We start from the raw sequence: 24,835 nt of genomic DNA, 5'->3' as shown, positions 1-24,835 counted from the left end.
ATTTTTAAAAAGAAGTAACTTTTCAAATTTCCATTACTTCCATATGCTCCATACACCAAGCTACTTTAGAGGTATTAATAAAACCAGTCTGTTCTTCCATAGCGTTTAAGACTCCCATCGTCAAACCGAATTTCATTAGTTTCTCGCCATCAAGCTGGCGAGTTAAGCCCGTTGCAAAACCGGCAATAACAGAATCACCAGAACCAACTGGGTTAACGGCATTTATTTTCGGAGATCGTACGCGATATACCTTGTCTTTATGTTTCACAACTGCACCTAGCTCTCCTAAAGTCACAACTACCCACTTAACGCCAGCGAACAATGGGGACTGAACAGCTGCTTTAATATCTTCTATACAAAGGTTTTCTTTTCCGATTAAATCAACTAATTCATCTTGATTTGGTTTTATAAGATAAGGTGGTGTCTCACTTTGCAATGCTTGTGCGAGTAAGTCTCCTTTTGTATCTAATAAAACTGGTGTACCAACATCTTTCGCAATGACTAACATCTTCTGATAGTAATCATCAGGTAACCCTTTTGGTAAACTTCCGGAAACTGTGATCCAATTTGCTTGTTCGGCTTGCTCACGAAACGTTGTTAAAAATCCGTTTGCTTCCTTTTCCTGAATCACGGGGCCACTTTCTAAAATCTCCGTCTGTTTTCCGTCATGAATGATAGCAATACAATTTCGGGTATCTCCCTCGATAGCCATAAAATCATTTTGAATATCTAACTGCTTCAGCTCTCCACTAATAAAATCACCTAAACTTCCGCCTAGGAAGCCAGAAGCAACAACCCGCTCATCAAGCTGACGGATAACCCTTGCAACATTAAGCCCTTTTCCACCAGCAGTTTTACTCACATCGTCCACTCGATTCACGGTATTTTCTTTAAAATCTGCCACTCGATATTGAATATCTACTGAAGGATTTAACGTAATCGTAAAAATCAAAAGTCTGCTCCTCCTTGTCTGCAATGTGCTCTAATCTGATATAATCTTACTCCTCCTGAAAATGCTAATTCAATCAGTGGAGACTTATTTCATGCTCTACAGCGTTGAATTAGCACAAAGCCCAAGCCGTTGCAACGTCCTTGATAAAGAAATACACTTTTTCTACGTGCGGTGTTTCATTGCAACAGCTTCCCTGTTCCTTTGAAAAGCAATACGTTTTTTCTGCGTCACACGCCATCCCTGATCGACAACTAGTCGTTGCAAACGAATCAAGCATTTAGATGCGTTTTTTCTCAATGAGGTCTTTTGATATTAACTTACTCTTAACCTAGAATTCACGTCGCTGTATATGGGGTATTTTTATGGTAAAATACCTGCGCGGCTAGCCTATCCAATTACATGAACACCAAGAGCATGCTTCCCACCTCGATTCATATACACCTCTATGCTTTTCCGGCACTCCTACAAATTTCTATTTTCTCTTTCACTGCAACTTTCATCTTTTCCTTAGCTGGAGTCATATACTTTCTTGGATCTGTTTCATTCGGGTGCTCGATTAAGTGTTGCCTAAGTCCTTTAGAAAAAGGAATCTTAAGTTCCGTAGAAATATTTACTTTAGCACAACCGAGCGCAATACATTTCTGAACATCGGCTTTTGATATTCCAGAGGCTCCGTGAAGCACAATTGGGATATCCGTTAAATTTTTTATTTTTTCAAGCCGGTCAAAATCAAGAGCAGGTTCTGCTTCATATAAACCATGACCTGTTCCAATCGCTACAGCTAATGAGTCAACTCCCGTCTTTTCCACAAATTCTGCGACGGTATCTGGATCCGTATATGCAGCATCCTTTGCTTCAACTACTAGATCATCTTCCTGACCTACTAATTTACCTAATTCCCCTTCCACCGTTGCTCCATAGGCATGTGCTTTATCCGCTACTTTCTTTGTAATCGCAATATTTTCTTCAAACGTATGGTGTGATCCGTCAATCATCACAGACTTAGTTCCGAGTTCAAGAGATTCAACAATAGATTCATATGTTTCATGATGATCAAGGTGTAAGGCAATTGGAATATCATGGATCTTGGCTGCTACTTCTGCAATAGCTTGTACATACGCTCTACCAGCGTACTTCATCGTTCCAGGTGTCGCTGCCAATATAACAGGTGACTTCATCTCTGCTGCTGTCTCTACGACCGTCTGGATGGTTTCTAGGTTATGAATATTAAAAGCTGGTACGGCATAACCTTCTTTCCTAGCTTTTATAAGCATTTCTTTTGTATTTTGTACGTATCCCATGCTACATCCCTCATTTCCAGTTGTTTAATTGATATTTCACTTCACCATTTACGGCAGTTGCTTGAATGGAGAGTTGTTTGTCCATAACAACATAATCTGCGCATTTTCCTGGTCGTATACTCCCAATGTCTTGATCGCGCCCTAAACTTCGAGCTGGGCTTAAACTTGCCAGATGCCAAGCTTCATCCCAAGTACAATCAGACCATTGACACAAATTTTTTACCGCATCCTTTAAAATTAACGTGCTTCCAGCTAAGGAACCTGTTTCCGTCCTTGCAATGCCATCTTGCATCACAACAGGGAACTCGCCTAGCTGATAATTTCCATCTGGCATGAGCCCTGCCCGCATACAATCTGTTATTAAAACAACATGATCTTCTTTAGTCCTCCATGTAAAAGCAGCGACATCCGGATGCACATGGTGACCATCGCAGACTAACTCAACAAAAGCTTTCGACATTAAAGCTGCTCCAGCCACTCCCGGATTCCGATGATGAAATCCAGACATTCCATTAAATAAATGAACAAATATATTTGCCCCTTCATGAATAGCCTTTTTACAGCAATCATAATCAGCATCACTATGACCAATGCTTACGTTGACATTAGCGTTCTTTAATGCAGAAATAAATTCCATCGCCCCCACTCTTTCTGGTGCAAGAGCCATTTTTACAATGGTACCATTGGCAAGCTGTTGCCATCTTTTAAATAATTTTAGGTCGGGATCACAGAAGTATTTAGGGTTTTGCGCTCCTTTATATTTTTCTGTGAAAAACGGTCCTTCTAAATAAATCCCTTCCGATTGAGCTCCAGAAAGACCTTCTTCCGTTGCTTCCACAATAGCAGCAATCGATTGTTCCAAACTTTTCGCGGAAGAGGTTAACGTCGTGGGCAAAAAACGCGTAACGCCCAAAGGTACTAATGCGGCCGAAATTCCCTGAACTGCTTCTTTGGTTCCATCCATGATGTCATAGCCATTGACTCCATGAATATGTGTGTCAAATAAACCCGGAGCAATTGTATAACCGCTCCAGTCAACTATTTTTTCCTGAGTAGAAATGGATGCTTTCCATTCCCCAAAACGTCCATTGTCAATGGGAAGATAACCAGAACCTTCCAGCCTATCTTCTAATAAAAATTGATCTGCTTTTATATAATATTGCATCCCGTCCACTTCCTTTAAATTGGATACGAGTTTAGCTCGGTTGCCCTTTTAACTTAACTTGATAGGAATCCATTCGTAGTTTTATTCAAAATCGTAAATCGTTACACCTTGAACCACGCGATTTACTGAACCGTCTGGACTTGGATTATCTGGCGAAATGCCTAACTGAATTGACTTTTTAAGTGCTAAGGTTTGTGCAAATAACGCGTATAGTAAAGATAAATAGATATCGTTACCTAGCAATTGCTTACTGCTGTTAACAACAACTGCCCAGTTTGCATATTTTTTTATTTCTTCATCAGCAGTTTCTGTAAGTACTACTGTTTTGATATTTTTTGGTTCCCCAGACAACTCTTTTAACATATCCATGTCATATTTTCTTGTATAGGCATCCTGAGACATAAACAGTACAACAATCGATTTGTCATTTAAAATGGATTTGGGACCATGTCGAAATCCTAATGATGACTCATGAACAGCCACTACTTTACCAGCAGATAGCTCGAGCATTTTTAAAGCGGCTTCATGTGCAAACTGCCCTAATGAACCAGACCCTAAATAAACAATCCGTTCCATATCATGACTTAACACCTCTTCGATTGGACTCACAAGGTCTTCAACCAAGCGTTCCCCATTCGCAATAACGGTTTGTAGCTTCTCATTTGAAGTTGCATCTTTTGAAAAAACTAAATAACAAATGACCATCATGCTCGTAAAGCTGCTTGTCATCGCAAATCCTTGATCATGCGCCTTCTCAGGAGTAAGAATCGTTATGCTGTTCTCATTATTTTTTGTATTTATTGCCAACTTACCTTGTGGGTTACATGTAATATTTACTTGATAAAAATGATCGATGATATCTGTGGCAAGTTTAACGGCAGCTAAACTTTCTGGACTATTTCCTGACCTCGCAAATGACACAAGAATCGTTGGAGTATCCTTAAAGAGATGATTTGTCGGATTAGAAACAATATCTGTAGTTGCAATCGCTTCAAATTGAATATTTCCTTGATCTTGCTTCTGCAATTCGGGAACTAATATGTCACCAGCAAAAGCTGACGTTCCAGCACCAGTTAAAATCACCCGCACCTTCTCGTGATTGATATATATGGAGTTCAAAAAGTTATAGATTTCCTCCTTTCTTTCCTCAAAAGTAGACAATGCTTCCTTCCATACTTCCGGTTGCTGATAAATTTCTTGTGCGGTGTGACCTGCCAGTCCTTTTTGTAATGCTTGCTTAGATAAATGAAACATTGTTTCTCCTCCTCAATTAATCTGGTTATGTTGTCATTACCAGTTATGTTATGAAAAACTCTATTAAGTTCTATTCTCAATAGAGCTGTTTTTATGTCAGTTCTACTGTATAGTCAAATTTATCACCCCGCGCTATACTAACAGTATACTCAATTAACTGATCATGATGGTAAGCAAATCGCTTAATTAACATTGCTGGTTGCTGTGCTGGAGCATTTAAATAACCAGCTTCCGCTTCACGCAATTGCGTTGCAGAGAATCGTTCCACTGCCTTTGTAACGTGAACCTGGTAATCCTGTAAAAACACATCATACATAGGCTTTTCCATTAATTGCTTTTTCGTTAAATGTGAAAATAACTTTTTTGGTAAATAAGATGTTTCGTACATGAGTGGCTGGTCATCTGCAAGTCGTAAACGAACCACCTCATACACTTCGTCCAGTGGTTCTAAATCCAGTTTGTTTGCAAGTCTAGCTTCAATAGCCATTTCTTTAAAGGATAAAACCTTCGTCATCGGTGTTTTTCCCATTTTTTTCATTTCTTCTGTAAAACTATACAATTTGACTAAGTTTTGTTCAATCGAGGCTGCTGCGACAAAAGTTCCTTTTCCATGCAGTTTGTAAATATACCCTTCTCTTTCTAATTCTTGAAGCGCTTGTCTAACAGTGATTCTACTTAACTTGTACATATCACAAAATTCACGTTCAGAAGGAAGCTTGTCATGTTCTTCATAGGTTTTATTTTCGATCTTATGAATTATTTTCTCCATAAGCTGTAAATATAAAGGCACTTTACTGTTTTTGTCCAAGTTTATGTCAAGCCTCCTTTCACGTGGTCATAACCAGTTGTCAGATTAAGTATATTAGAAATAGTAACAGATGTAAAGTAATTACTTCAAATTGGAGCGTGTCAATGAATTTCAAAAATCAATTCTGGTAAAAACATGCCGAATACTGTAATCACCTTGTACTTCTCCGTATAACTAATTTTGTGGCTATACATATTTTTTTAGCCACTTTCCTTCCTTCAATACGTTCAAGTAACGTATCAACTGCGGTTTCACCCATTAATTCTGTATAAACTTTAATCGTACTTAAAGCAGGATACATATATTTAGAAACAGAAATATCATTCAGTCCTATAATACTTACTCGATCTGGAACAGATATACCTTCTTCATGTAAAGCTCGTAAACTTCCTATTGCCATAACGTCACTACTTACAAAAAATGCTGTAGGGAGATTTTCTTTTAATTGCTTAATCGCTTTTTTCATTAAATTATAACCATCTTCTACTGAAAACCCATCTATAAACACATGACGTTTGTCATATAAGTTTTTTTCTTGCATATATGACTTAAATGTTTTTTCTCGTAAATCCAAAAGCGCTTCTTTTTCCCCTTTTAAAAATTCCCTACCGCCAATAAAACCAATGGTTTCATGCTTCGATTGAAGAAAATAATCAATAACTTTTTTTGTAGCTTTTTCAAAATCAATAACGATAGAATCATATTTATTCTCATTAGGGCTATAATCTACAAATATTACGATAGAGCTAATCGCTTTCAAACGTGTAATTTGCTGTTCGCTAAACTTTCCAATCGCTATAATACCTTCAATATCATTTTTGTCGATTTCGTTAATACAGTTATAAAAATAAACTTCAGAGCTTATATGTAACGCTTTGCAACGCTCTTCTATTCCAAGACGTATAGACAAATAGTATAAGTCATTAAGTTCTTCTTGTTCCGTATACCAATGAACAATTGCTATTTTTTTTTCACTTTTTCTTTTATTTGGTCTTTTTCGATATGAAAGTGCCTCAGCAGCTTCAAATATTTTCTTTTTCGTCTCATCGGAAACAGATAAACTCGCATCATAATTTAGTACACGAGAAACAGTTGCTTGTGACACACCTGCCCTCTTTGCAATATCTTTAATTGTTGCCAAATGATCACCCACTTTGTTCAAAACATTATATAATGCGAGGTTAATCCTATGGTTTATCGGATTTCCCCTACCCCTATTTTAGTATAATTAAAAACGGTACATCATTCAAAAATTCGGGTGTCGTTTGACCACGAATGTTTTACAACTAAACCTTATTTTCTTCCAATTTGGAAAAGGTTAACGATACGCCCCACATTAGAATAAACGCAGTTGCACTTCCTCCAAAAAAGAAAAGAAAAGCTGGGATTGTTTTTATTATAATGAAATAAAAAAATGTTAGTAATCCCAATAAAAACACTGTTAATATGGGATGTGATAAACCTATGATGAAAGTCCATTTGAAGTAATCTTTCTTAGTTAGCTTAAAATGAACAAAAATCGGGAAAAAGTACGCAACTACAATACTGTATAATATAAATTGTGCCATTACACCAAACCTTGCTAAATAATAAATCAACTCTGTTTGACTTTTTAATATTTGAAATTCAATAGATAAAAAGTATCCTAAAAGAAATAACACAACGCCAATTATATTAACCGATTTGAAATCTTTTTTATACACACTCCAAAAAGTGGTGAATATTGGAAAATCTTCAACCCCTCGTTGCCACTTTCGCACGATAGCAAACATTGCTGTAGTTGCTGGCATGAATCCAAAAATGGCTAATCCCAAAAACGTAAATGCGATCCATAAAAGGTTTAGGTAGGCTAGTCTCATTACCCATTCAGATACCCGAAAAAATCCATTGGCAACTCCTTGCATGAATACCCTCCTCCCCTGTGGGTATAGCTTTCTAGAACAAAGGCGCGGAGCGCCCGGTTAGCAACGTAGTGACTGGAGCGAAGCAACTAAAGTTTTGGGAATCATGGTGAGGCACGAACCATGATGTCTTATCGTAGAGCGCATTTTTAACGCCGCATCGTTGCTGGTCTCATGAGCCGGACGTGGCTATTTGGTTATTTCCTTATCCCAAGCACTTCATTTTATACTTCCTTATACTACAAAAAACACTATTCTTTTACAGACCCAATCAAAACCCCTTTAACAAAAAACTTTTGAACAAAAGGGTACACTACAAGCAAAGGCAAAGTTGACACAATAATTACCGCATATTTTACTTGAGAAGCAAGTTTTACCTGCTCAACAAATGACCCAGCTGCATGAGCAGGCCCGCCACCACCAGCAGAAGCTGCTGCTTCATTAACAATAAGAATTTCTCTTAGAATCAGTTGTAGAGGAAATAAATTCTCATCTGACAAATAGATGAGCGCCGAAAAATATTGGTTCCAAAGACCAACTGCATGGAACAATGCCATTACTGCAATTATTGGCATGGATAATGGTAAGACTACCTTAATAAAGATTTTAAAATCACTTGCTCCATCCATCTTCGAGGCTTCCACCAATTGATCTGGTATACTTTGCTGAAAAAATGATCGAGCTACGAGAATAGACCAAGCTCCTACAAGACCAGGTATGACGATTGCCCAAATCGTGTCTAACATCCCTAAGGACTTTACCACTAGGTAATTCGGAATTAGTCCCCCATTAAAAAGCATGGTAAATAAAATAAACCACAACATTATTTTCTTTCCCTTTAGCTCTTTTCTTGACAATGCATACGCACATGGAAGTAAAACGATAAGATGTAGTAATGTGCCTAAAATGGTGTACATAACTGTATTTCGATATCCTAACCAAATTGCATCATTTTGAAACACTAACTTAAACCCGTCTAGTGTAATATCTACTGGCCAAAGCCACATTTCCCCAGTACTTACTGCAGAAGGGTCGCTTATAGAGGCACTGATTACAAAGACTAACGGATACAATACAATTAATACAATGATACCTATAAACGATTTATTTAATAGATCAAATACTTTATCAGACATGTTATTGCCTCCTCACCATAAGCTGTTATTGCTCGTTTTTCTTGCCAGATAATTAACGGTTATTAGTAAAACAATATTGATAGCTGATTCAAATAAACCTATCGCAGCTGCAAAGCTGTACTGGCCCTCCAATAACCCCGTTTCATACACGAATGTTTGAATAACATCAGATGTTTCTGAGTTCAATGAATTCTGAAGCAATAACACTTTTTCAAATCCAATTGCCATAAAGCTACCGATATTCAATATAAATAACACAACTACAGTCGGTAAAATAGAAGGAATATTAATATGAATGATTCGTTGCATTCTCGTTGCTCCATCTACTTTAGCCGCCTCATGAAGTTCTGGATTTACCCCAGCTAAAGCAGCCAAGTAAATAATGGTCCCCCACCCTAATGATTGCCATTGTCCAGACCAGACAAATATATGTCTAAACCAATCAGGATCTGTTAAAAACGGGATGGCCTCTCCACCAAATTGAACAATGATATTATTAACTATTCCTGTAATTGGATCTAAAAATGCAATAATCATGCCTACAAGTACAACTACAGAAATAAAGTGTGGAGCATAGGTAAGTGTTTGTGACCATTTTTTAAAGGGGCCATTCCTCAATTCATTTAAGGCTAATGCAAATATTATAGGTAAAGGAAATAAAAGAATCCCATATAGGCTAAGTAATAATGTGTTTTTTAATAATCTAAAAAAATAATAAGAATCGAAAAAACGTTCAAAGTGGTCAAAACCAATCCAAGGACTCCCCCAAATCCCTAATGTTGCATAGAAGTCTTTAAAAGCAATTTGAACGCCATACATCGGAATGTAATGAAAGATAAAAAAGAAAATCAAAGCCGGTAAAAGGAAGATATATAACTGCCAATTTTTCTTCACGTTTTTATTAAAGTTTTTAAATTTTTTTCGAAAGTTTGTCTTTTCAATAAGAGATCTATTCTTACCGGAATAATCTAACGGTATATAATCATCATTTAGCTTTTCTTCCCTAATTGCCATATTATCCCTCCCTGTTATAAACACCGCCCATTAGCCTCTATTATTAAAATCAACGTATTTAACAATTTTCAAATAAAAAATGTCGTATCTATCTATACGTTTTTTAAAAAATTCTTCTTCTAATTTACAAAATTAAACATATTCTACGCCTTCTGTATAAGAAAAAAGAAACTTAATTACTAACCAAGAGGTCTTCTCATCTAATAGATTTGATTTATCAAATAAGCGCATATCCACTTCTCTATACGGCGTACACATCTTCTATAGTTTATGCGTCTGCAATAAAGCAAGTATTAGATAACTATATAAAAATTCCTTTAACTGCTCTTTTACATTAAACCAGATACCTTACTCTTGATTACAAATATCTAGCGTAATAACTATCTAAATGAATAGACTCCCCACCATTTAGCCTAGATTCTTCTGCTGCGAAAGCCATCAAGTGACTTCGTAAAGACACAGAAGCTGAAGATTTACTTTCTTTTCCTCCATGCTTCTCCATGTCTTGAAGAAAATCCCGAATAATAGCCTGATCTCCCCCTCCATGGCCTCCAACTGGTTTACTAAAATGTATGACGGTTTCATGCTTTGTTAAAAAATCAAATAGAGAAATACTATTTTCTGCCATATTTCCTCGTATTTCTCCTTTTGTCCCCATGACCTGTATCATACGAGTTTGCTCTCTTGTGAATCCACACATGCTAAATGTAGCCGTTGCACCACCAGCAAATTCCATATTGACTACTTGATGGTCAACTACATTATTATCTGATTGGTATACACAGTTTCCATAAGGAGTTTCTTTTAACGCTTTAATAATACCCTGATTAGAAAAATCCTCCGTGAATTTTTTTGCCCACCCTTTACCTTCGCCGAGATAATAACGCCCTGCATGAAAAGGACAATCAGATTCAACCGGACATCCATCTAGACATCTTTTTGGAGCGCCTTTAGGAGCATTTTCTTTCCTGAAATGCATTAATGACCCATATGAACTAACTCGTTCACATTTTTTATCTAAAATATAGCTAATAATATCCATATCATGACATGATTTTTGTAAAATCATCGGACTCGACCGTTCTTTATTATTCCAATTTCCGCGCACAAAACTGTGTGACATATGCATAACCTCTACATTTTCATTAAGTTGTACAGAAGCGACTTCACCAATAACGCCTTTTTGAATAATTTCCCTTATCTTAGACCAGAATTGGGTATATCGTAACACGTGACATATAGTTAATTGTCTATTTTTTTGTTCTGCTACACGCTCCATTTCAATACACTCTTTTGGATCAGGAGACATTGGCTTTTCTAATAGCACATGATAACCTTGTTCCAACGCTTTAATAGTTGGGTTAAAATGTTCTCTGTCAAGCGTACAAATGATTGCAATATCAGCAAGTTTTTCTTTTTCTAATAATGGTTCCCATGAATCGTAGCTATTCTCTTCCATAATAAGATGTTCTTTAACTAGACTCGTTCTTCTTTCTGTATTAGGTTCAGCTACAGCAATGATATTTAATTCATTAGGATATGCTAAAGCATACGGCGCATAAGCTCTTGCTCCTCGATCCCCTGCTCCAATAAGGATTGCGGTTTTTGGTTGCATATGTTAAATTCCTACCTTTCCAATAAATTTATTACATTTCTTCTGTATTGTTTAAATCTATCTTCTTTATGTGCTTTGGCGACATTAACGAATAAGATAGTGTCGCTTGATAGTCGTCACCAAATATATTGTTATAAATGGTTACTTCTTGGCATCCACTAAGCTCAAAAGTGCTCTTACTTACAACCTTGTCTTTATTTGGATCATTCTCCTCCGATTCAATAGACATACCATCGGGTTGATATTTTAAAATTTTATTGCGTGTAAACGTAAGATTACTGACGCTTTTTGCTGACAACACCGATTCATGCTCCATATAAAAACTATTCTCTTTGATGAAAATATTTCTGTGAATGGCATTTCTATTTGGTGGCAATTTCCCCTCTAGCGTAATAGGATCAATTCGTATCGCTGCATTTCTCCATCTTGCATTGCCTACTTCTGTTACATAAAAAACATTTGCTCGAATCGTGACATCACGAACGGGTCCTGACTCATACCAGTATCGCGCATCATTCGAAATATAAATCACATCCATTGCCATGTGACGAAATAAATTGTTTTCTATTACTACTTTTTTTCTCGTCGTACACAAAATCCCACGAGTGGAAATGGTTTCAAAGCGGTTGTTTTTAATATGAACAGTAGGTGTATAAGTAATATTCTCTGCAACAAATAAAGGCTCTCCGTTTAACTGATTTCCTATATCATCAGGCAATGGCTGATTAAAGGTAACGGTCATTGTCCTTAAATCGTTGGCATTTTCTCCAGGGTTTGATACCGCAGTAACGAAATAGCTTTTCCCTTTATCATTACCGTGTACTAAATTATCTCGTCTATAAAAAATGACCTCATCCCCTATGTAATACTGAGGAAATCCCCCTTGTTGAGCTTGTATATACTGAAGCTTAATGGTGTAATTGTCGATCAGTTCTTCCACCCGAGTAAACGTCCCATGAATATTAATGGGGTCATCGTGAGCGTGATTAAAATAGCACCCCTCAATATGGATGTGCCCACTTGCACCAGATACATGTATTGAATCTGCATAACTAGAAGTATACCTCCCACTCCCTTCTCGTGCTGTAAAGTTACAATGATAATAAGATACATTATGTGACATTTGCGTCAGCCAGCCAAATGCATGCATGTAATGTACATTTACCTTTTCAATAATCGTGTCTTCACTTTCCCAAATAAAAGCTCCAGCTGTTTCTCTCCTAGGAGTAGAACAAAATTCAAATACAAATCCTTTTTGATGGAGAAGTGGTCGATTATCACCATAAAAAACTCTTAATGTTGAATCACCAAGCTTTACAACCTTCGTTCTCCGCTCAGAAAAAGGACCTAGCTCAAGCGAATACCGCCTAGTTATATTACTCTCTGGATGATAACCTACTAAAGTCCATGCATCCTTATGGTTTTTATCCACCCAATAATGCTTTCCAGTGGTTGGATCAACTTCACCATACCAATAAACATCTTTTTGATTTTCACCTACAGAATACGGAAAACAATCAGGAACATGAAAATCTGTATAATGTCCGTCGTTATCTTTACCAGTTGCTTTTACAGTCAATTCGATTGTTGTAGGTATAGCAAAATCCCAAGAAAAATCATATAAAAAGATTTCCTTTGACCTAATAATCCCAAGTGCCATACAGTCCCCATGAATTATAAATAAAGAGCCATTCCCATTTAAAATCACTTTTTCTTGATCTTCTAAAAGTAGTGTTATATGTTTTATTGGGTACTCTATACTATTAGTGTTAGAAGTATGGTACACTCTTTTTTCTGCCGCACTTTTTTGCAACTGATAAATTCCGTTTGGGAAATCAACAACTACATAACCGTCACTATATTTTTTTGCTGCTTCAAACGCTTTCCAAATTGCTCTTGTGCTATCTTTTTTTCCTGTTGGATCAGCGCCATACTCTGTTACATTTATCTTTCGCTGGCAATTTTCAATCAGTGTAGAAATATCCTTTTTTGACATAAAAATGCCCCCGTTCTTATAATGAGCTCGCCTTACTCTAAAAGGAGGCTGGAAATCTAGTTACTAGCTAATACGGTTGACAACTAGACTTCCAGCAATCATTAATTAGACTTATATCTCTCTAAAGCCTGTTTCTGAACTTTTAAATAATCCTCCAATCCCATGTCTTTAACTGTTTGGGTATAACTATCCCATTCAGATAAAGGAATGTCCCCCGAAATAAATTTATCTCGCATTTCAATAACATACTTTTGTATATCTGTACCTATAGAAGCAAGTAAATCATTTTCTTCTTTGGTGTATGTGAAGCTTGGCCAAACCTCATCGATAATGTATGGTTCTAGCTTTTCAGCTGATTTTCTGGAATCCTCTGCGTTTTCCAAACCTTTAAAATATTCCTCCTTTACTAATCCCGGATATCCTCCTCCAGGCCATGTTAGGTATTTTGCCAATTCCTGTTCAAAAGTAAGACCGTCTGTACTGTTCGTAATTTTATCTAGGTATTTTAATTCCCCATCTGAAGTTTCTTCGTACGTTTCACCTTCTACCCCCATGAGAAATAATTTTGAACCTTCATCGCTGTAAAAATAATCCATCCACCTCACTGTTGCAGCTGGATTTTTGTTTTCGCTTGTAATTACAAAGCCATTAATGCTAGTAACCATTGGCGTTATTCCTGTAAACAATTTATCTTTAAAAGGACCTTCTAATGCAGGTGCTCCACTGTATTCCTCAACGCCAAATAACTCTCTTGGGCTATGCGAAACTGTACTTCCATAAAGTCCTTCTGTAGAATTGGCAAGGAATTGTCCTGTTTCCATTGAAAATATATTCTGCTCAATTAAACCTTCGTTATATAATTTGTGTAAATACTCAATCATCGCCTTGTATTCTTCTGAAGTAGGAATAAATCTTAATTCTTCTTTGGCTGGATCCATGTCAATATACGGATGGTTAAATCCTCTATTCCCCAACCCATATGCTCCATTCAGCCATCTAATCATCATGTCAATGGAGTAGCTACCAAATGGAATTTCGTCTGCCTTACCATTTCCATTTGGATCTTTTGTTTTAACAGCTTTTAAATACTCATAATAATCTTCTGTTGTTTGAGGCATTTCCATACTCAATGTGTCAAGCCATTCTTGATTTACCCATGGTCTTGGCCCAAGAAGCATCGATAAAAAATTCGGATCAACTACAGTTGGAAATGAATATATATTCCCGTCCGGAAAGGTAATGGCTTTCTCCACTTCTGGGTACTCATCTAAAACTTTTTTTAAATTAGGCGCATGTTCCTCAATTAAATCATTAAGCGGAATAAAAACACCTTGCTCCCCGTATTTTAGTAAATCTACTGTTGGGATAGAAGCTGTATGAAATGCATCAGGAAGTGTACCACTTGCTAACGCTAGGTTTCTTTTTTCCTCTAACCCCGTACTTTGTACCATTTCCCATTCCACATCAATGTTCGTCATTTCTTCATACGTATTCCAAATTAGTACATCATTCCAGTCCTCAGCAGATTGTGGGGTCCGACCAGCAAATATTTTTAATTTAATTTGATCTTCTACAATTGGCATACCTGATTCGGTTAGATTTTCTAAGTTCTCACTCGTTGATCCTTTTTTTAACTTCGCATCCTTATCACTACATGCTGTAATAAATAACAGCGGCACAATTAATAAAAGTAGCAATAATTTGTTTTTTTTCAATATAATACCCCCCTAAAATAATTTGGTACCTTGCTTTTCTTTATTATTGCTTGTTTTTATTCTCATAGCAGCGCCTATTATTCCAGAATCACCTTTATAATAACTAGTAGATATACCACGCAACACATGCTGTTGTTCCACCATAAGAAATCGTTTCAATTTATTCTTAACTAAATTTAGTAAAAATGGTTGATGATTGATAACCCCTCCCCCAAGCACTATTTTATTTGGATCTAATAAGCACACTAAAGCATAAATAGCATGTGCTAAAGATTCAGTAACATCTTTAATGATCTCTTTTGCAATTTTGTTATCTTTATGAAATTCGTTAAATAAATCTCTGGTTGTCATGTGCTTATTACCAAATTGCTTTTGTGCTAGCTTCTGTATCGCTAAACCTGAAGCAACTTGTTCCAGTTGATTAATTCCATTTGGTGATGAATTTGAAATAACTGGATATAATCCAAGTTCTCCTGCAAACCCACCTCCACGCAAAAACGAACTGTGATGTATAGTTGAACAAGAGATACCTGTGCTAACCGTAACGTAGACAAATGTATCCTGTTTGCAAGCGCATAACTTCCTCCATTCTGCGTAAGCAGCCATATATACATCATTATCTATAACAATATCTTGTGTTAAAAAATGTTCCCTTAACCGATCAACTAACGGAAAATTTCTCCAAGGTAAATTATTTTGAAAAACAGCAATCCCCTTTTCGCTGTCAACCTTCCCAGGTACACCAACCCCGATTCTACTAATAGAATCTTTAGTAAGGTTGGAAGTATCTAAAACAGCGTCTATACTTTTAATTACTTGTAAAAACATTTCTTCTTTGCCAATAGGATTACTTATAACCTCTTTTTTACTAATCATACTTCCATATTGATCCACAATCGCGGTGGCAACTTTTGTTCCTCCTATATCCACACCAATCGTATATGTCATTGTTTTATCACCACTAATTCAAATTATGATACTAAAATATTTACTAATCCAAATTGGTTTATTTAATTGCTATAACCTCTCCTCCTGAACGAATTGATTGTGTTGCTGCATAACCTACAGCAACACTCATTCTGGCAGCAAAAGGTGATGTTAAAGGTTGCTTATTTTCCAAGATGAGTGATACAAAATCATTACAGATTCGTGGATCAGCCCCACTATGTGTACCAGGTAATTTTTTAATATCATAGGTTATATTACTCATTTCCTGCCATGAACCTGATTTTCTAGTTTTTACATAAACCTTATCATTAATATCATCATTTTCTATCCTGCCTTTTGTGCCAATTAGAGTGTAATTTCGAGAATAATCAGGCGTAAAATGGCATTGCATATAGGAAGCTTTAACTCCATTTTCCAACTCCATGATGATCATGCTATTATCTTCTATATCAATTTCTTTTCGAAAGGCACATTGATTTAGCTGAGTTGTACTTGCTTCTGGACAGGTTGCTTTCAATTCACAATCTGGACAAGTAAGAGTATTTGGCTTATCTCCACCATAATAGTCCAAACTTCCAAAACCAGATACTTTTGTAGTATAACTATCTGTTAACCAGTGAATAACATCTATATCATGGGATGCTTTCTGTAAGAGTAAAGATGTTGTTTTCTCAGATTTACCATGCCAATCGTGAAAATAAAACATTCCACCAAAACCAACAAAGTGTCTCACCCACACAGCCTTTATGTCACCAACCAAACCGGATTTAATAATTTCCTTTATTGTTTGATACATCGGCATATACCTCATGTTAAAACCAATCATTAAATGAGTTTTAGAATGATTTCCTTGCTCTATTATGCGATCGCATCCCTCAGGAGTAATCGCTAGTGGTTTTTCACAATAAACATGTTTCCCAGCCTTAAGTGCTGCAATTGTATGCTCTTCATGGAGATAATCTGGTGTTAACACTGCTACCGCATCAACATCCCTCCTAGCTAGTAATTCCTGATAGTCTGTCGTAATAAATGCGCTTTCATTTATTTCTTCTTTAAATCTTTCTAAAGAGTGCTGTGATATGTCAGCAGCAGCGTTAACAATAGAATTACCATCTGGTTTATGCCAGTATTTAGCCAAAATGCTTCTAGCTCCAACCCCAATAATCCCAATTCTCAATTGTTTCATTGTCTATATCTCCTTACTACCAAATAATTAAGCTTGTTCTGCCCGCAGTAAAGCCAACTGTTTTTAGTAAATATTTATTAAATTTTTACTAAACATAATATTACCACAAACAATACCAAAATGTCTATAAAAATTCTGAAAAATTTAATTTGTTAAAACATCTAGTTATCCTAAACTACTGTTCCCTTTTCTAGTGCTAGGAGAGTTGGGTAGCTAAAAAAGTTCCTGTCTCAGCTACAGCTTTGGAAAGGTAGAGGGTTGGTTAGGTAAAAGAGATGGTTATAAAGTTAAAAATTGTTGTTTAAAAGCTAAGCTAATTACCCATCTTATTTGACTTGTTCTAAGTAGTAATAGGTAAGTTATTTTTTCACACCAAGCATTTGCTTTAGCTATTCCATCGATAAAACTAACCCCAACTATTTGATGGTTTCCAAAAAAATTATGAATAAGTAAACAAACCCACATAGAACTCCCTCTATGTACTTTCTTATCCTATTAAAAATAATTAAAAGTATCCTTTTTAAGAAACATCTACTTATCCTTCATAGAATCATCATACATTCTTCACGATTTCTTCATCTATAAAGGGTATCATGAAATAGAACCTTCATTTAGCGGAGTTTTTTATTCTTTTGCAAGCACATCCTTCACATCTAGAACGAAATCCACAATTCCCCTTCATGTTTCATGCTTATAACTCCAATTAGGTAGTTGCTTGTCTTAACATGTAATTAAAGAAAAGGCGCAGAAGTAAAACTTACGCTAATATTTTGCTGTAAGAAATGGATGGGTATCTATTATATCCATCGTTACTCTTTTAGGCATAAGCGAATTATTTTATGTTGTTCTCTTCAACCATTGATTTAACAAATCGCATACATACGGAAAGAAAGGAGTTGCACTTCACATGAATGATAAAAAAACTAACACCATTAAACGAAGATATAACCGCATATCGGGTGTTTTTGACATGATGGATAACATGATAAAAAACGATTGGAGAAAAGAACTTATTCAACAAGCTGAAGGAAAAGTGCTTGAAGTTGGTGTTGGCACTGGTAAAAACCTAGAATATTATCCCAACAAAACTGAAGTAATAGGGATTGATTTTAGTCCTGGCATGTTAAAACGAGCTAGGGAAAAGGCAGAACTGCTTGCAAGATCTGTTCAATTACTAGAGATGGATGCACAAAAATTAGATTTCCCCGACAATACATTTGATACGGTCGTTTCCACTTGCGTATTTTGTTCAGTGCCAGATCCAGTCCAAGGACTGAAAGAAATAAAACGAGTAACAAAACCAACTGGTAAGATTCTAATGCTCGAGCATATGCGCAGCGAACATCCAGTTATAGGGAAAATCATGGATGTTTTGAACCCAATTGGACTTCATATTGTAGGCGCAAATATTAACCGTAGAACAAACGATAATATTCAAAACGCAGGTCTAAAAATAAACCAGCAAGAGTTGCTTATGTCTGACATCGTTAAAAAACTAGTCATCTCGCCAAATAAAGATCATATTTGAATATCTGACATTTATTAAACATTAGTCTGACAAAGTTGTTACTCCCTGTTGTTCTTTGTTCATCAATTTGTCATTTTATTTACACACAAAATGGATGAATTTTATTTATCCTTCTTATTGAGGCAAAATAAAATGAAGGGGGATCTTGTTTTGAAAAAAAGATGGTTACTTTCCGTGTGCGTTTTATTCCTTGCAGTCCTAGCTGCTTGTGGAAGCGAGAAAGCAGAAGAAGGAAATGAAAAAGGCTCCAAGTCTGAACCAAGTAATACTACCCAACTGGACATATCGGCAACAAATTTTGCATTTGATCAAGAAGAATATAATATCACAGCAGGAGAAGAAGTTACGGTGAAACTATCAAACGAAGAAGGACAACACGGAATTGAGATTGATGAACTGGATGTGTCCATACAAGGCGATGGAGAAGCAACATTCACCGCCAGTGAACCTGGAGAATATACAATCTACTGCAATATCCCATGTGGAGAAGGACATAATGATATGAAATCAACCCTCATTGTCCAGTAATCTAATAATGTAAAATAAAAACGCTTGTTCAAATTAATGGCTACCCTTAAAAAGTTAAATAAAAATGGTTGACTTTCGGTGGGGGTACTTTTATGATACAAGCGTTTTATTGTCTTTAAATACGCTTCTCATCATCTTGCAACAATAAATGAGCTATACCCAAAATACGGTCCACAAACAACAAAGCAAACTGTGTATTACCTCCCATCACTTCCTACTAAATCAACAAAATCCGTTGTTTCCATCGAGATGACAACAAAAAACAGGGTGTATTTAATCCAATGTTTTTGTCCTTTTTGATTCTACAAATTTCACTTGATTATGGTATAATCATATTATGTTGCAGAAAGGAGGTAGTTAGGCAAGTGCAAATGGAAGAAAAAATAATTAGCATGCTAGAGCAAATCTCTACAGACGTGCAAGCACAAGGAGAAAAAATAGGCTCGCTAGAAAAAAGGTTCGATACTCTAGAGCAAAGATTCGATTCCTTAGAGCAAAGATTCGACACTCTAGAAACAAGGTTTAATCAGCAAGAGCAAAAACTGGATGAACAAGGGCAAAAAATCACTACTATTGAGCAAAGACTGGATGAACAAGGGCAAAAAATCACTACTATTGAGCAGAGACTGGATGAACATAAAGACCTTCTTACGGCACTTCGTTCTGGGCAAGAATATTTAAAAGCAGAAGTAGACGGAATGCGCATAGAAAATGCGAAAGAATTTGGCTATGTAAAGAAAGAATTGAGTAACATGCATTTGAACTTTTCTGTACTGCGCGACGATGTGTGGTCAAATAAAAAAGAAATATATCAACTAAAAAAAGCGGGCATGGAATAAGCACCACACTCTTCTTGTTTTTTTCAAAAAATTCCACATACCTCCTCTATCAACAAAACTTTTTCTACTCCTTATTCTTTCATCGTTTAATGCCTCGCCAATTATGTTTAAATTTCAAATTTATTCCCCCTTTGATGTAATATTTTTTATCAATGGGGATTTTTTATTCTTCTGTTCTACTCGTCATATAAAGGATATCGCTCTTCACTTGTTTTTTCACACAAATCGTATAAGTGTAAGTTAGACTGTAGCTATCCAGGAGCTAATGGAATACGCAGTATTTTTACTTTGATCTACGACTTATCCGCTGCCGCATACGGCTTTTTCGTTTTGATGCACAACTTTTTACTTCATAAAAAACCAGCAAGGAGCTTTGACTAGTTTCTCCCTTATATTTGCAGGCTATGTCATCATCCCTAAAAAACTTCGCAAACAAAGAAATCCTTCCAACGGGATTCTTCATCCCACACTAATAATGAGCAACCATAGACAAGATATGATCTTATCTAGGAACTGTCATCTCCCACTTGTTATTTGGAATACAGATTATCCAAGCGGAAATCTTACAGGAACTTATACACTAAATAATCTATCCCAATACCGAATCAAATATTTCCACGAACAATAACGACACAGCGCCTAACACCGTTGCATCCTTTCCAAGTTTGGTTACCATTACTTCTGTATTTTTTGCTTTCTTTGTTAAAGCATTATTTTTTATCGTCTTCCGAATGACAGGCAAAAGAAACTCCTCACTATTCATAACCCCTCCGCCTAACACAATTTTTTTAGGGTTTACGATATGAACGACATTGGTTAAACCAACACCGATTATATACCCCGTTTCTTTCAATACATCTATATATAATGAGTTTCCTGCTTTTGCAAGTTCAAAAACGATTTCTCCTGTTAATTTAGAACCAATATCTTCTCCTCGTGCAGATAATTTTTGGCGAGCGCGTTTTGCGATTGCTGGACCTGTAGCAAACGTTTGTAAACAACCACGGTTCCCGCATTCGCAGACATCCCCATTTATATCAATGGTCATGTGACCTATTTCACCAGCAATATCTTCTGCCCCATGAAACAGTTTTCCATCGGTTACAATCCCAGCACCTACACCACGTCCTAAGTTAACTGCTACCATGCTACCCCATTCTCCATGCCCACCGAACCACGCCTCACCTAAAGCCATGGCACGAGCGTCATTTTCCACTCTTGTGGTAACATGAAACTCCTTTTCTAACTCTTCTTTAATCGGGACATTAGTTAACTGCAAATTTGGAGCGTACAAAGATGTACCTGTTTTTACTTCTACAACTCCGTGCATAGCTATCCCAATTCCCATCGTGTCGCCAATTTGAAGCGAAGCATTTTGTAAAACTTGATAGATACTCTGCTTCATAACATCCACGAAGGAAGTGTTGGAAATCGGGGTTTCCAATGGAAAAGACACCCGTTCTATAATTTTACCACCTAAATCAGCAACAATAGTTTCTACCTTTTCAGGACCGGCATCTACCCCAATGAGATAAAAAGCTGTTTTATTAATCTTCAACATAGTTGGTCTCCGCCCACCCATTGATTGTCCACTATTGCTTTCATAAACCATATTCTGTTCTAATAATTCTTTTACAATGCTACTGACAGTTGGTGGAGTCAATTCCGTCTCTTTAGCAATTTGCGCTCGCGAAATAGGCTCGCACGTTCTAATTTTATTTAAAATAATTGATCTATTCACTGATTTCATCAGCTGAAATGTTCCCCGTTGCATAGCAACCTCCAAAAATTATTCGTTATCAATGTAAAAAACATTATGCTTATAATCCTTTATTTAAATATAACGAGATTACCTATGAAGATTCTTATCCTCTCTAGTACCTACATCTCTAGTACCTACATTGGTATACCCTACGATATCTCTTACATATATGTGACTTATGTTTAAATATGCTCCCTATCTCTTTAATTTGTATCAAATAGATAGACACTTCTACTGCTAATAACGTACGTGACAACAAATAGAGAAGTTAGGGGTACAATAGAACGTTGTCTTATTTCTCTGACTTTTTATACGCTACTGTACATTATTATACCATTCCATAAAAAATGAACAAAATCGCAGGCGCCCGTTTAGAGACGGAGCAATTGGAACGAATCAATTGAGATAAGAGAACCATGCCCTATAACTAAGGGGGATACCGGCGCTTGAGCAGCAAGCCCGTATTTAGTCAGCTTTCCTCTTAGCTACAATCAATGGTGACGTATCGTAGGGCGATTCGTGAAGTGACCTAATTGTTGAAAACCGGGCGTGGTTGTTCCGTCATTTCGTTATCTCAAAGCAACAAAGCTTTCTTATTCTTTTTTAAAAAAGAAGACTTAGCAAGCACCAAGTTGGCAACAGCAATTTCCAAGTATTCATACATAAGGAAACTAATAACAGAATATTTTTAATGGCAGAAATAAGCACTTCTACGAATACGTTTTACTGTTTAAATGCTAATTCCACCATTATGTCAGTTTTTGTTTAGTAGTGCCTTTTCCTTTATAATTTACAGCAATGATGCCAACAGCAACTAGCCCCAAAGCCCCAATAATGTACAGATTCAGTTTCTCAGCTGGTATAAAGATCGCTGATAAAATGGCACCAGAAACAGGAGTGATAAATTTATACATGCTGATCTCCCCTGCTTTGTTATATTTTAATATGGAATACCACAAAGCAAATGCAGCTGCGGATAACACTGCAGAGTAAACGAATAAACCAAACCCTAAAGGTGTAAAAGTCATCGCATTACTTTCCAATTGTGGGACGCCGAAGATCAACATAAGACTAGCTCCAATCGTTAATTGCCAACCTGTTATCGCAAAGGGATGGATGCCCACAGCTAATTCCTTTGCCATGATCGTTCCGATCGCTCCCGTTAATGCTGCCAAAATCATATATCCTTCCCCAGTAAACTGGAAGCTAAGCTGTAACTCTTGCCCCCAATTGGCGACAATAATTCCTGCAAAACCAGCGACTAATCCAATTCCTTTTTTCCAGTTCATCCGATCATTACTATAGAAAAAGTGTGCTAACACAACCGTAAAAAACGTACCGCTAGAAACCAATATAGATCCCTGCATACCTGAAACCTTCGCTAAACCATTATAAAAAAAGAAGTATTGCAATCCTGTTTGAATGAAACCAAATATCGTTAAAAATAACATTTGCCGTTTGGTAACAACTAATCGCTTTCGATCTACAAATAAAAGACCAATTAAGATCATTAACCCTGCTAATAAGAAGCGCATTCCTGCAAACACAATTTTCGCAATGGTATCATCAGCTTCCATTTGCAGCTCCGTATAGCTTACTTTCACAACAGGAAATGCGCTTCCCCATAAAATTGAACAAAAAATAGCGATACTCACAACTACCCATTTTTTCTCAAAAACTTGTTTCACAAAATTCAGCTCCTATTAAACCGCTATTTATAATATGACTATTTTCTCCATCCATTCTAGCAGTTTTCATCACTTTATTTGTTAAAATTAGCGACACAAAAACCTTTTTCATCTTTAGTATTACAGATAAAGATACCTAGATACAATATCTTATATTGAAATGTAAGTAAGCTCTTGTCAAATATATTGTTTTATTGTACAGTTAACTTAATTAATTAATTAATTTAATTAAGTTAACTGATAACCACTATGACCAAAAGTCACATTCAAGGAGGATATAAAATGAACTTAAAAAATTTACAAGCAAAATTTAAAACTATGTTTAATAATTTAGCTGAGCCTTCTATCTGCTTTGCGCCAGGGAGAATTAACTTAATTGGCGAACATACGGATTACAACGGTGGCCATGTTTTACCAGCGACGATTTCCTATGGAACCTATGCACTTGGTGTAAAAAGGACAGATCATACATTGCGCTTTTTTTCTCTGAACTTCCCTGAAACCGGAATCATCGAATGCGACCTAAGCGACTTATCATTTCAGAAAGAGGATGGCTGGGCTAACTACCCAAAAGGGATGATAGAGGCGATTAAAAATAGGACTTATCCGATCCAAACAGGGGCTGACATTTTATTTTATGGAAATATCCCTAATCAAGCAGGCTTATCATCTTCTGCTTCCATTGAATTAGTAACAGGAATTTTAATGGAAGAGCTGTTTTCATTCAACTTACCACGTCTCTCCTTAATAAAACTGGGGCAGCAAGTGGAAAATCAGTACATTCGTGTGAACAGCGGGATTATGGATCAATTTGCCATTGGTTTAGGAAGACAGGAGCACGCCATCCTTTTAAACTGCAAAACAAATGATTACGAGTATGTCCCTATTCATCTACAAGGTTTTGAGATCGTTATTATCCACTCCAATAAGCAGCGAACATTAGCTGAATCAAAATACAATGAACGATTCAATGAATGTAAAACAGCTTTAGCAACATTACAAACTGTGTTGCCTATTAAAAGCCTGAGTGATGTATCATTAGAGCAATTTAACTCTTATCAACATGTCATTAAAAATGACACTATACGAAAACGAGCCAAACATGTTATTTCAGAAAATGAACGGACGTTACACGCCAGTAATGAGCTAAAGAACGGAAACTTATCGGCATTTGGCAAGCTTATGAATGAATCCCACCAATCATTGCAACAGGATTATGAAGTAACCGGAAAAGAATTGGACACAATCGTACACACTGCTTTGAAACAGGAAGGCGTACTTGGTGCCCGGATGACAGGGGCAGGGTTTGGAGGCTGTGCTATCGCCATCGTTGCTAAAGAAAAGGTAAAAGCATTTAAAAAAAATGTAAACGATATCTACAAACGATCCATTGGTTATGACGCTTCTTTCTATACAGCAGCTATTGTTGATGGAGCCAGGTCATTGGTAGAAGCTCCTAAATAATAACAGCCTTTTGATGTTTGCCTAAAAAAATCTTT

20 protein-coding genes are annotated in these 24,835 nt (G+C 36.5%); 4 read left to right on the top strand and 16 right to left on the bottom strand.

The features are described from left to right. Positions 1-22: 22 nt before the first annotated feature. The 14 genes from D1839_RS05075 to D1839_RS05010 form a co-directional block, all read right to left on the bottom strand. Positions 23-952, bottom strand: coding sequence for a hexose kinase (locus D1839_RS05075; protein WP_120378958.1), 930 nt, complete (start codon positions 950-952; stop codon positions 23-25). Positions 953-1,395: 443 nt separating this feature from the next. After that, complete coding sequence (gene gatY, locus D1839_RS05070) at positions 1,396-2,253, bottom strand: tagatose-bisphosphate aldolase subunit GatY (protein WP_120378957.1); 858 nt, start codon at positions 2,251-2,253, stop codon at positions 1,396-1,398. A 10-nt stretch (positions 2,254-2,263) separates the two neighbouring features. Beyond that, entirely contained in the window at positions 2,264-3,418 is a 1,155-nt protein-coding gene (nagA, locus tag D1839_RS05065) for an N-acetylglucosamine-6-phosphate deacetylase (protein ID WP_120378956.1), read from the bottom strand. A gap of 81 nt (positions 3,419-3,499) precedes the next feature. Further along, positions 3,500-4,672, bottom strand: coding sequence for an SIS domain-containing protein (locus tag D1839_RS05060; RefSeq protein ID WP_120378955.1), 1,173 nt, complete (start codon positions 4,670-4,672; stop codon positions 3,500-3,502). 91 nt (positions 4,673-4,763) lie between these two features. After that, a complete protein-coding gene (locus tag D1839_RS05055) occupies positions 4,764-5,480 on the bottom strand; it encodes a GntR family transcriptional regulator (RefSeq protein WP_286164725.1) in 717 nt (238 codons plus the stop codon). A 151-nt stretch (positions 5,481-5,631) separates the two neighbouring features. Further along, positions 5,632-6,621, bottom strand: coding sequence for a LacI family DNA-binding transcriptional regulator (locus D1839_RS05050; protein ID WP_120378954.1), 990 nt, complete (start codon positions 6,619-6,621; stop codon positions 5,632-5,634). A 145-nt stretch (positions 6,622-6,766) separates the two neighbouring features. Beyond that, positions 6,767-7,384 (bottom strand): YesL family protein, encoded by a 618-nt coding sequence (locus D1839_RS05045; RefSeq protein WP_120378953.1) that lies wholly within the window; start codon positions 7,382-7,384, stop codon positions 6,767-6,769. A 248-nt stretch (positions 7,385-7,632) separates the two neighbouring features. Then, positions 7,633-8,517: a carbohydrate ABC transporter permease gene (locus D1839_RS05040; protein ID WP_120378952.1), complete on the bottom strand. Its 885-nt coding sequence runs from the start codon at positions 8,515-8,517 to the stop codon at positions 7,633-7,635. 12 nt (positions 8,518-8,529) lie between these two features. Continuing rightward, the gene (locus D1839_RS05035; protein WP_120378951.1) at positions 8,530-9,531 is read right to left on the bottom strand and encodes an ABC transporter permease; all 1,002 of its coding nucleotides are present in this window, start codon (positions 9,529-9,531) and stop codon (positions 8,530-8,532) included. 358 nt (positions 9,532-9,889) lie between these two features. After that, positions 9,890-11,146, bottom strand: a complete 1,257-nt coding sequence (locus tag D1839_RS05030; protein WP_120378950.1) for a Gfo/Idh/MocA family protein — start codon at positions 11,144-11,146, stop codon at positions 9,890-9,892. A gap of 31 nt (positions 11,147-11,177) precedes the next feature. Beyond that, a complete protein-coding gene (locus D1839_RS05025) occupies positions 11,178-13,142 on the bottom strand; it encodes a glycosyl hydrolase family 28-related protein (RefSeq protein WP_120378949.1) in 1,965 nt (654 codons plus the stop codon). 101 nt (positions 13,143-13,243) lie between these two features. Then, the gene (locus tag D1839_RS05020; RefSeq protein WP_120378948.1) at positions 13,244-14,857 is read right to left on the bottom strand and encodes an extracellular solute-binding protein; all 1,614 of its coding nucleotides are present in this window, start codon (positions 14,855-14,857) and stop codon (positions 13,244-13,246) included. A 12-nt stretch (positions 14,858-14,869) separates the two neighbouring features. Further along, on the bottom strand, positions 14,870-15,805 hold the full coding sequence (locus D1839_RS05015; protein WP_120378947.1) for an ROK family protein: 936 nt from the start codon (positions 15,803-15,805) through the stop codon (positions 14,870-14,872). Positions 15,806-15,863: 58 nt separating this feature from the next. Next, positions 15,864-16,991, bottom strand: a complete 1,128-nt coding sequence (locus tag D1839_RS05010) for a Gfo/Idh/MocA family protein (protein ID WP_120378946.1) — start codon at positions 16,989-16,991, stop codon at positions 15,864-15,866. A gap of 907 nt (positions 16,992-17,898) precedes the next feature. On the opposite strand from D1839_RS05010, the gene D1839_RS05005 reads away from it, so the two are divergent. The 3 genes from D1839_RS05005 to D1839_RS04995 all read left to right on the top strand — a co-directional run bounded on the left by D1839_RS05005 (position 17,899) and on the right by D1839_RS04995 (position 19,886). Continuing rightward, on the top strand, positions 17,899-18,519 hold the full coding sequence (locus D1839_RS05005) for a class I SAM-dependent methyltransferase (RefSeq protein WP_120378944.1): 621 nt from the start codon (positions 17,899-17,901) through the stop codon (positions 18,517-18,519). A gap of 150 nt (positions 18,520-18,669) precedes the next feature. Continuing rightward, positions 18,670-19,047: a cupredoxin domain-containing protein gene (locus D1839_RS05000; RefSeq protein ID WP_199689972.1), complete on the top strand. Its 378-nt coding sequence runs from the start codon at positions 18,670-18,672 to the stop codon at positions 19,045-19,047. A 365-nt stretch (positions 19,048-19,412) separates the two neighbouring features. After that, complete coding sequence (locus D1839_RS04995; RefSeq protein WP_120378942.1) at positions 19,413-19,886, top strand: hypothetical protein; 474 nt, start codon at positions 19,413-19,415, stop codon at positions 19,884-19,886. 589 nt (positions 19,887-20,475) lie between these two features. On the opposite strand, the gene D1839_RS04990 is transcribed toward D1839_RS04995, so the two are convergent. Then, positions 20,476-21,660, bottom strand: coding sequence for an ROK family transcriptional regulator (locus tag D1839_RS04990; RefSeq protein ID WP_120378941.1), 1,185 nt, complete (start codon positions 21,658-21,660; stop codon positions 20,476-20,478). 737 nt (positions 21,661-22,397) lie between these two features. Next, on the bottom strand, positions 22,398-23,336 hold the full coding sequence (locus D1839_RS04985) for a DMT family transporter (protein ID WP_120378940.1): 939 nt from the start codon (positions 23,334-23,336) through the stop codon (positions 22,398-22,400). 282 nt (positions 23,337-23,618) lie between these two features. On the opposite strand from D1839_RS04985, the gene D1839_RS04980 reads away from it, so the two are divergent. Next, on the top strand, positions 23,619-24,800 hold the full coding sequence (locus D1839_RS04980) for a galactokinase (protein WP_120378939.1): 1,182 nt from the start codon (positions 23,619-23,621) through the stop codon (positions 24,798-24,800). Positions 24,801-24,835 lie beyond the last annotated feature (35 nt).

It is taken from the genome of Roseburia sp. 1XD42-34, from assembly GCF_009917385.1.
Taxonomy (GTDB): Bacteria; Bacillota; Bacilli; order Bacillales; family Amphibacillaceae; genus Virgibacillus.
The sequence above is the reverse complement of the archived record's forward strand: the minus strand, read 5'-3'. Positions and strand labels throughout refer to the sequence as shown.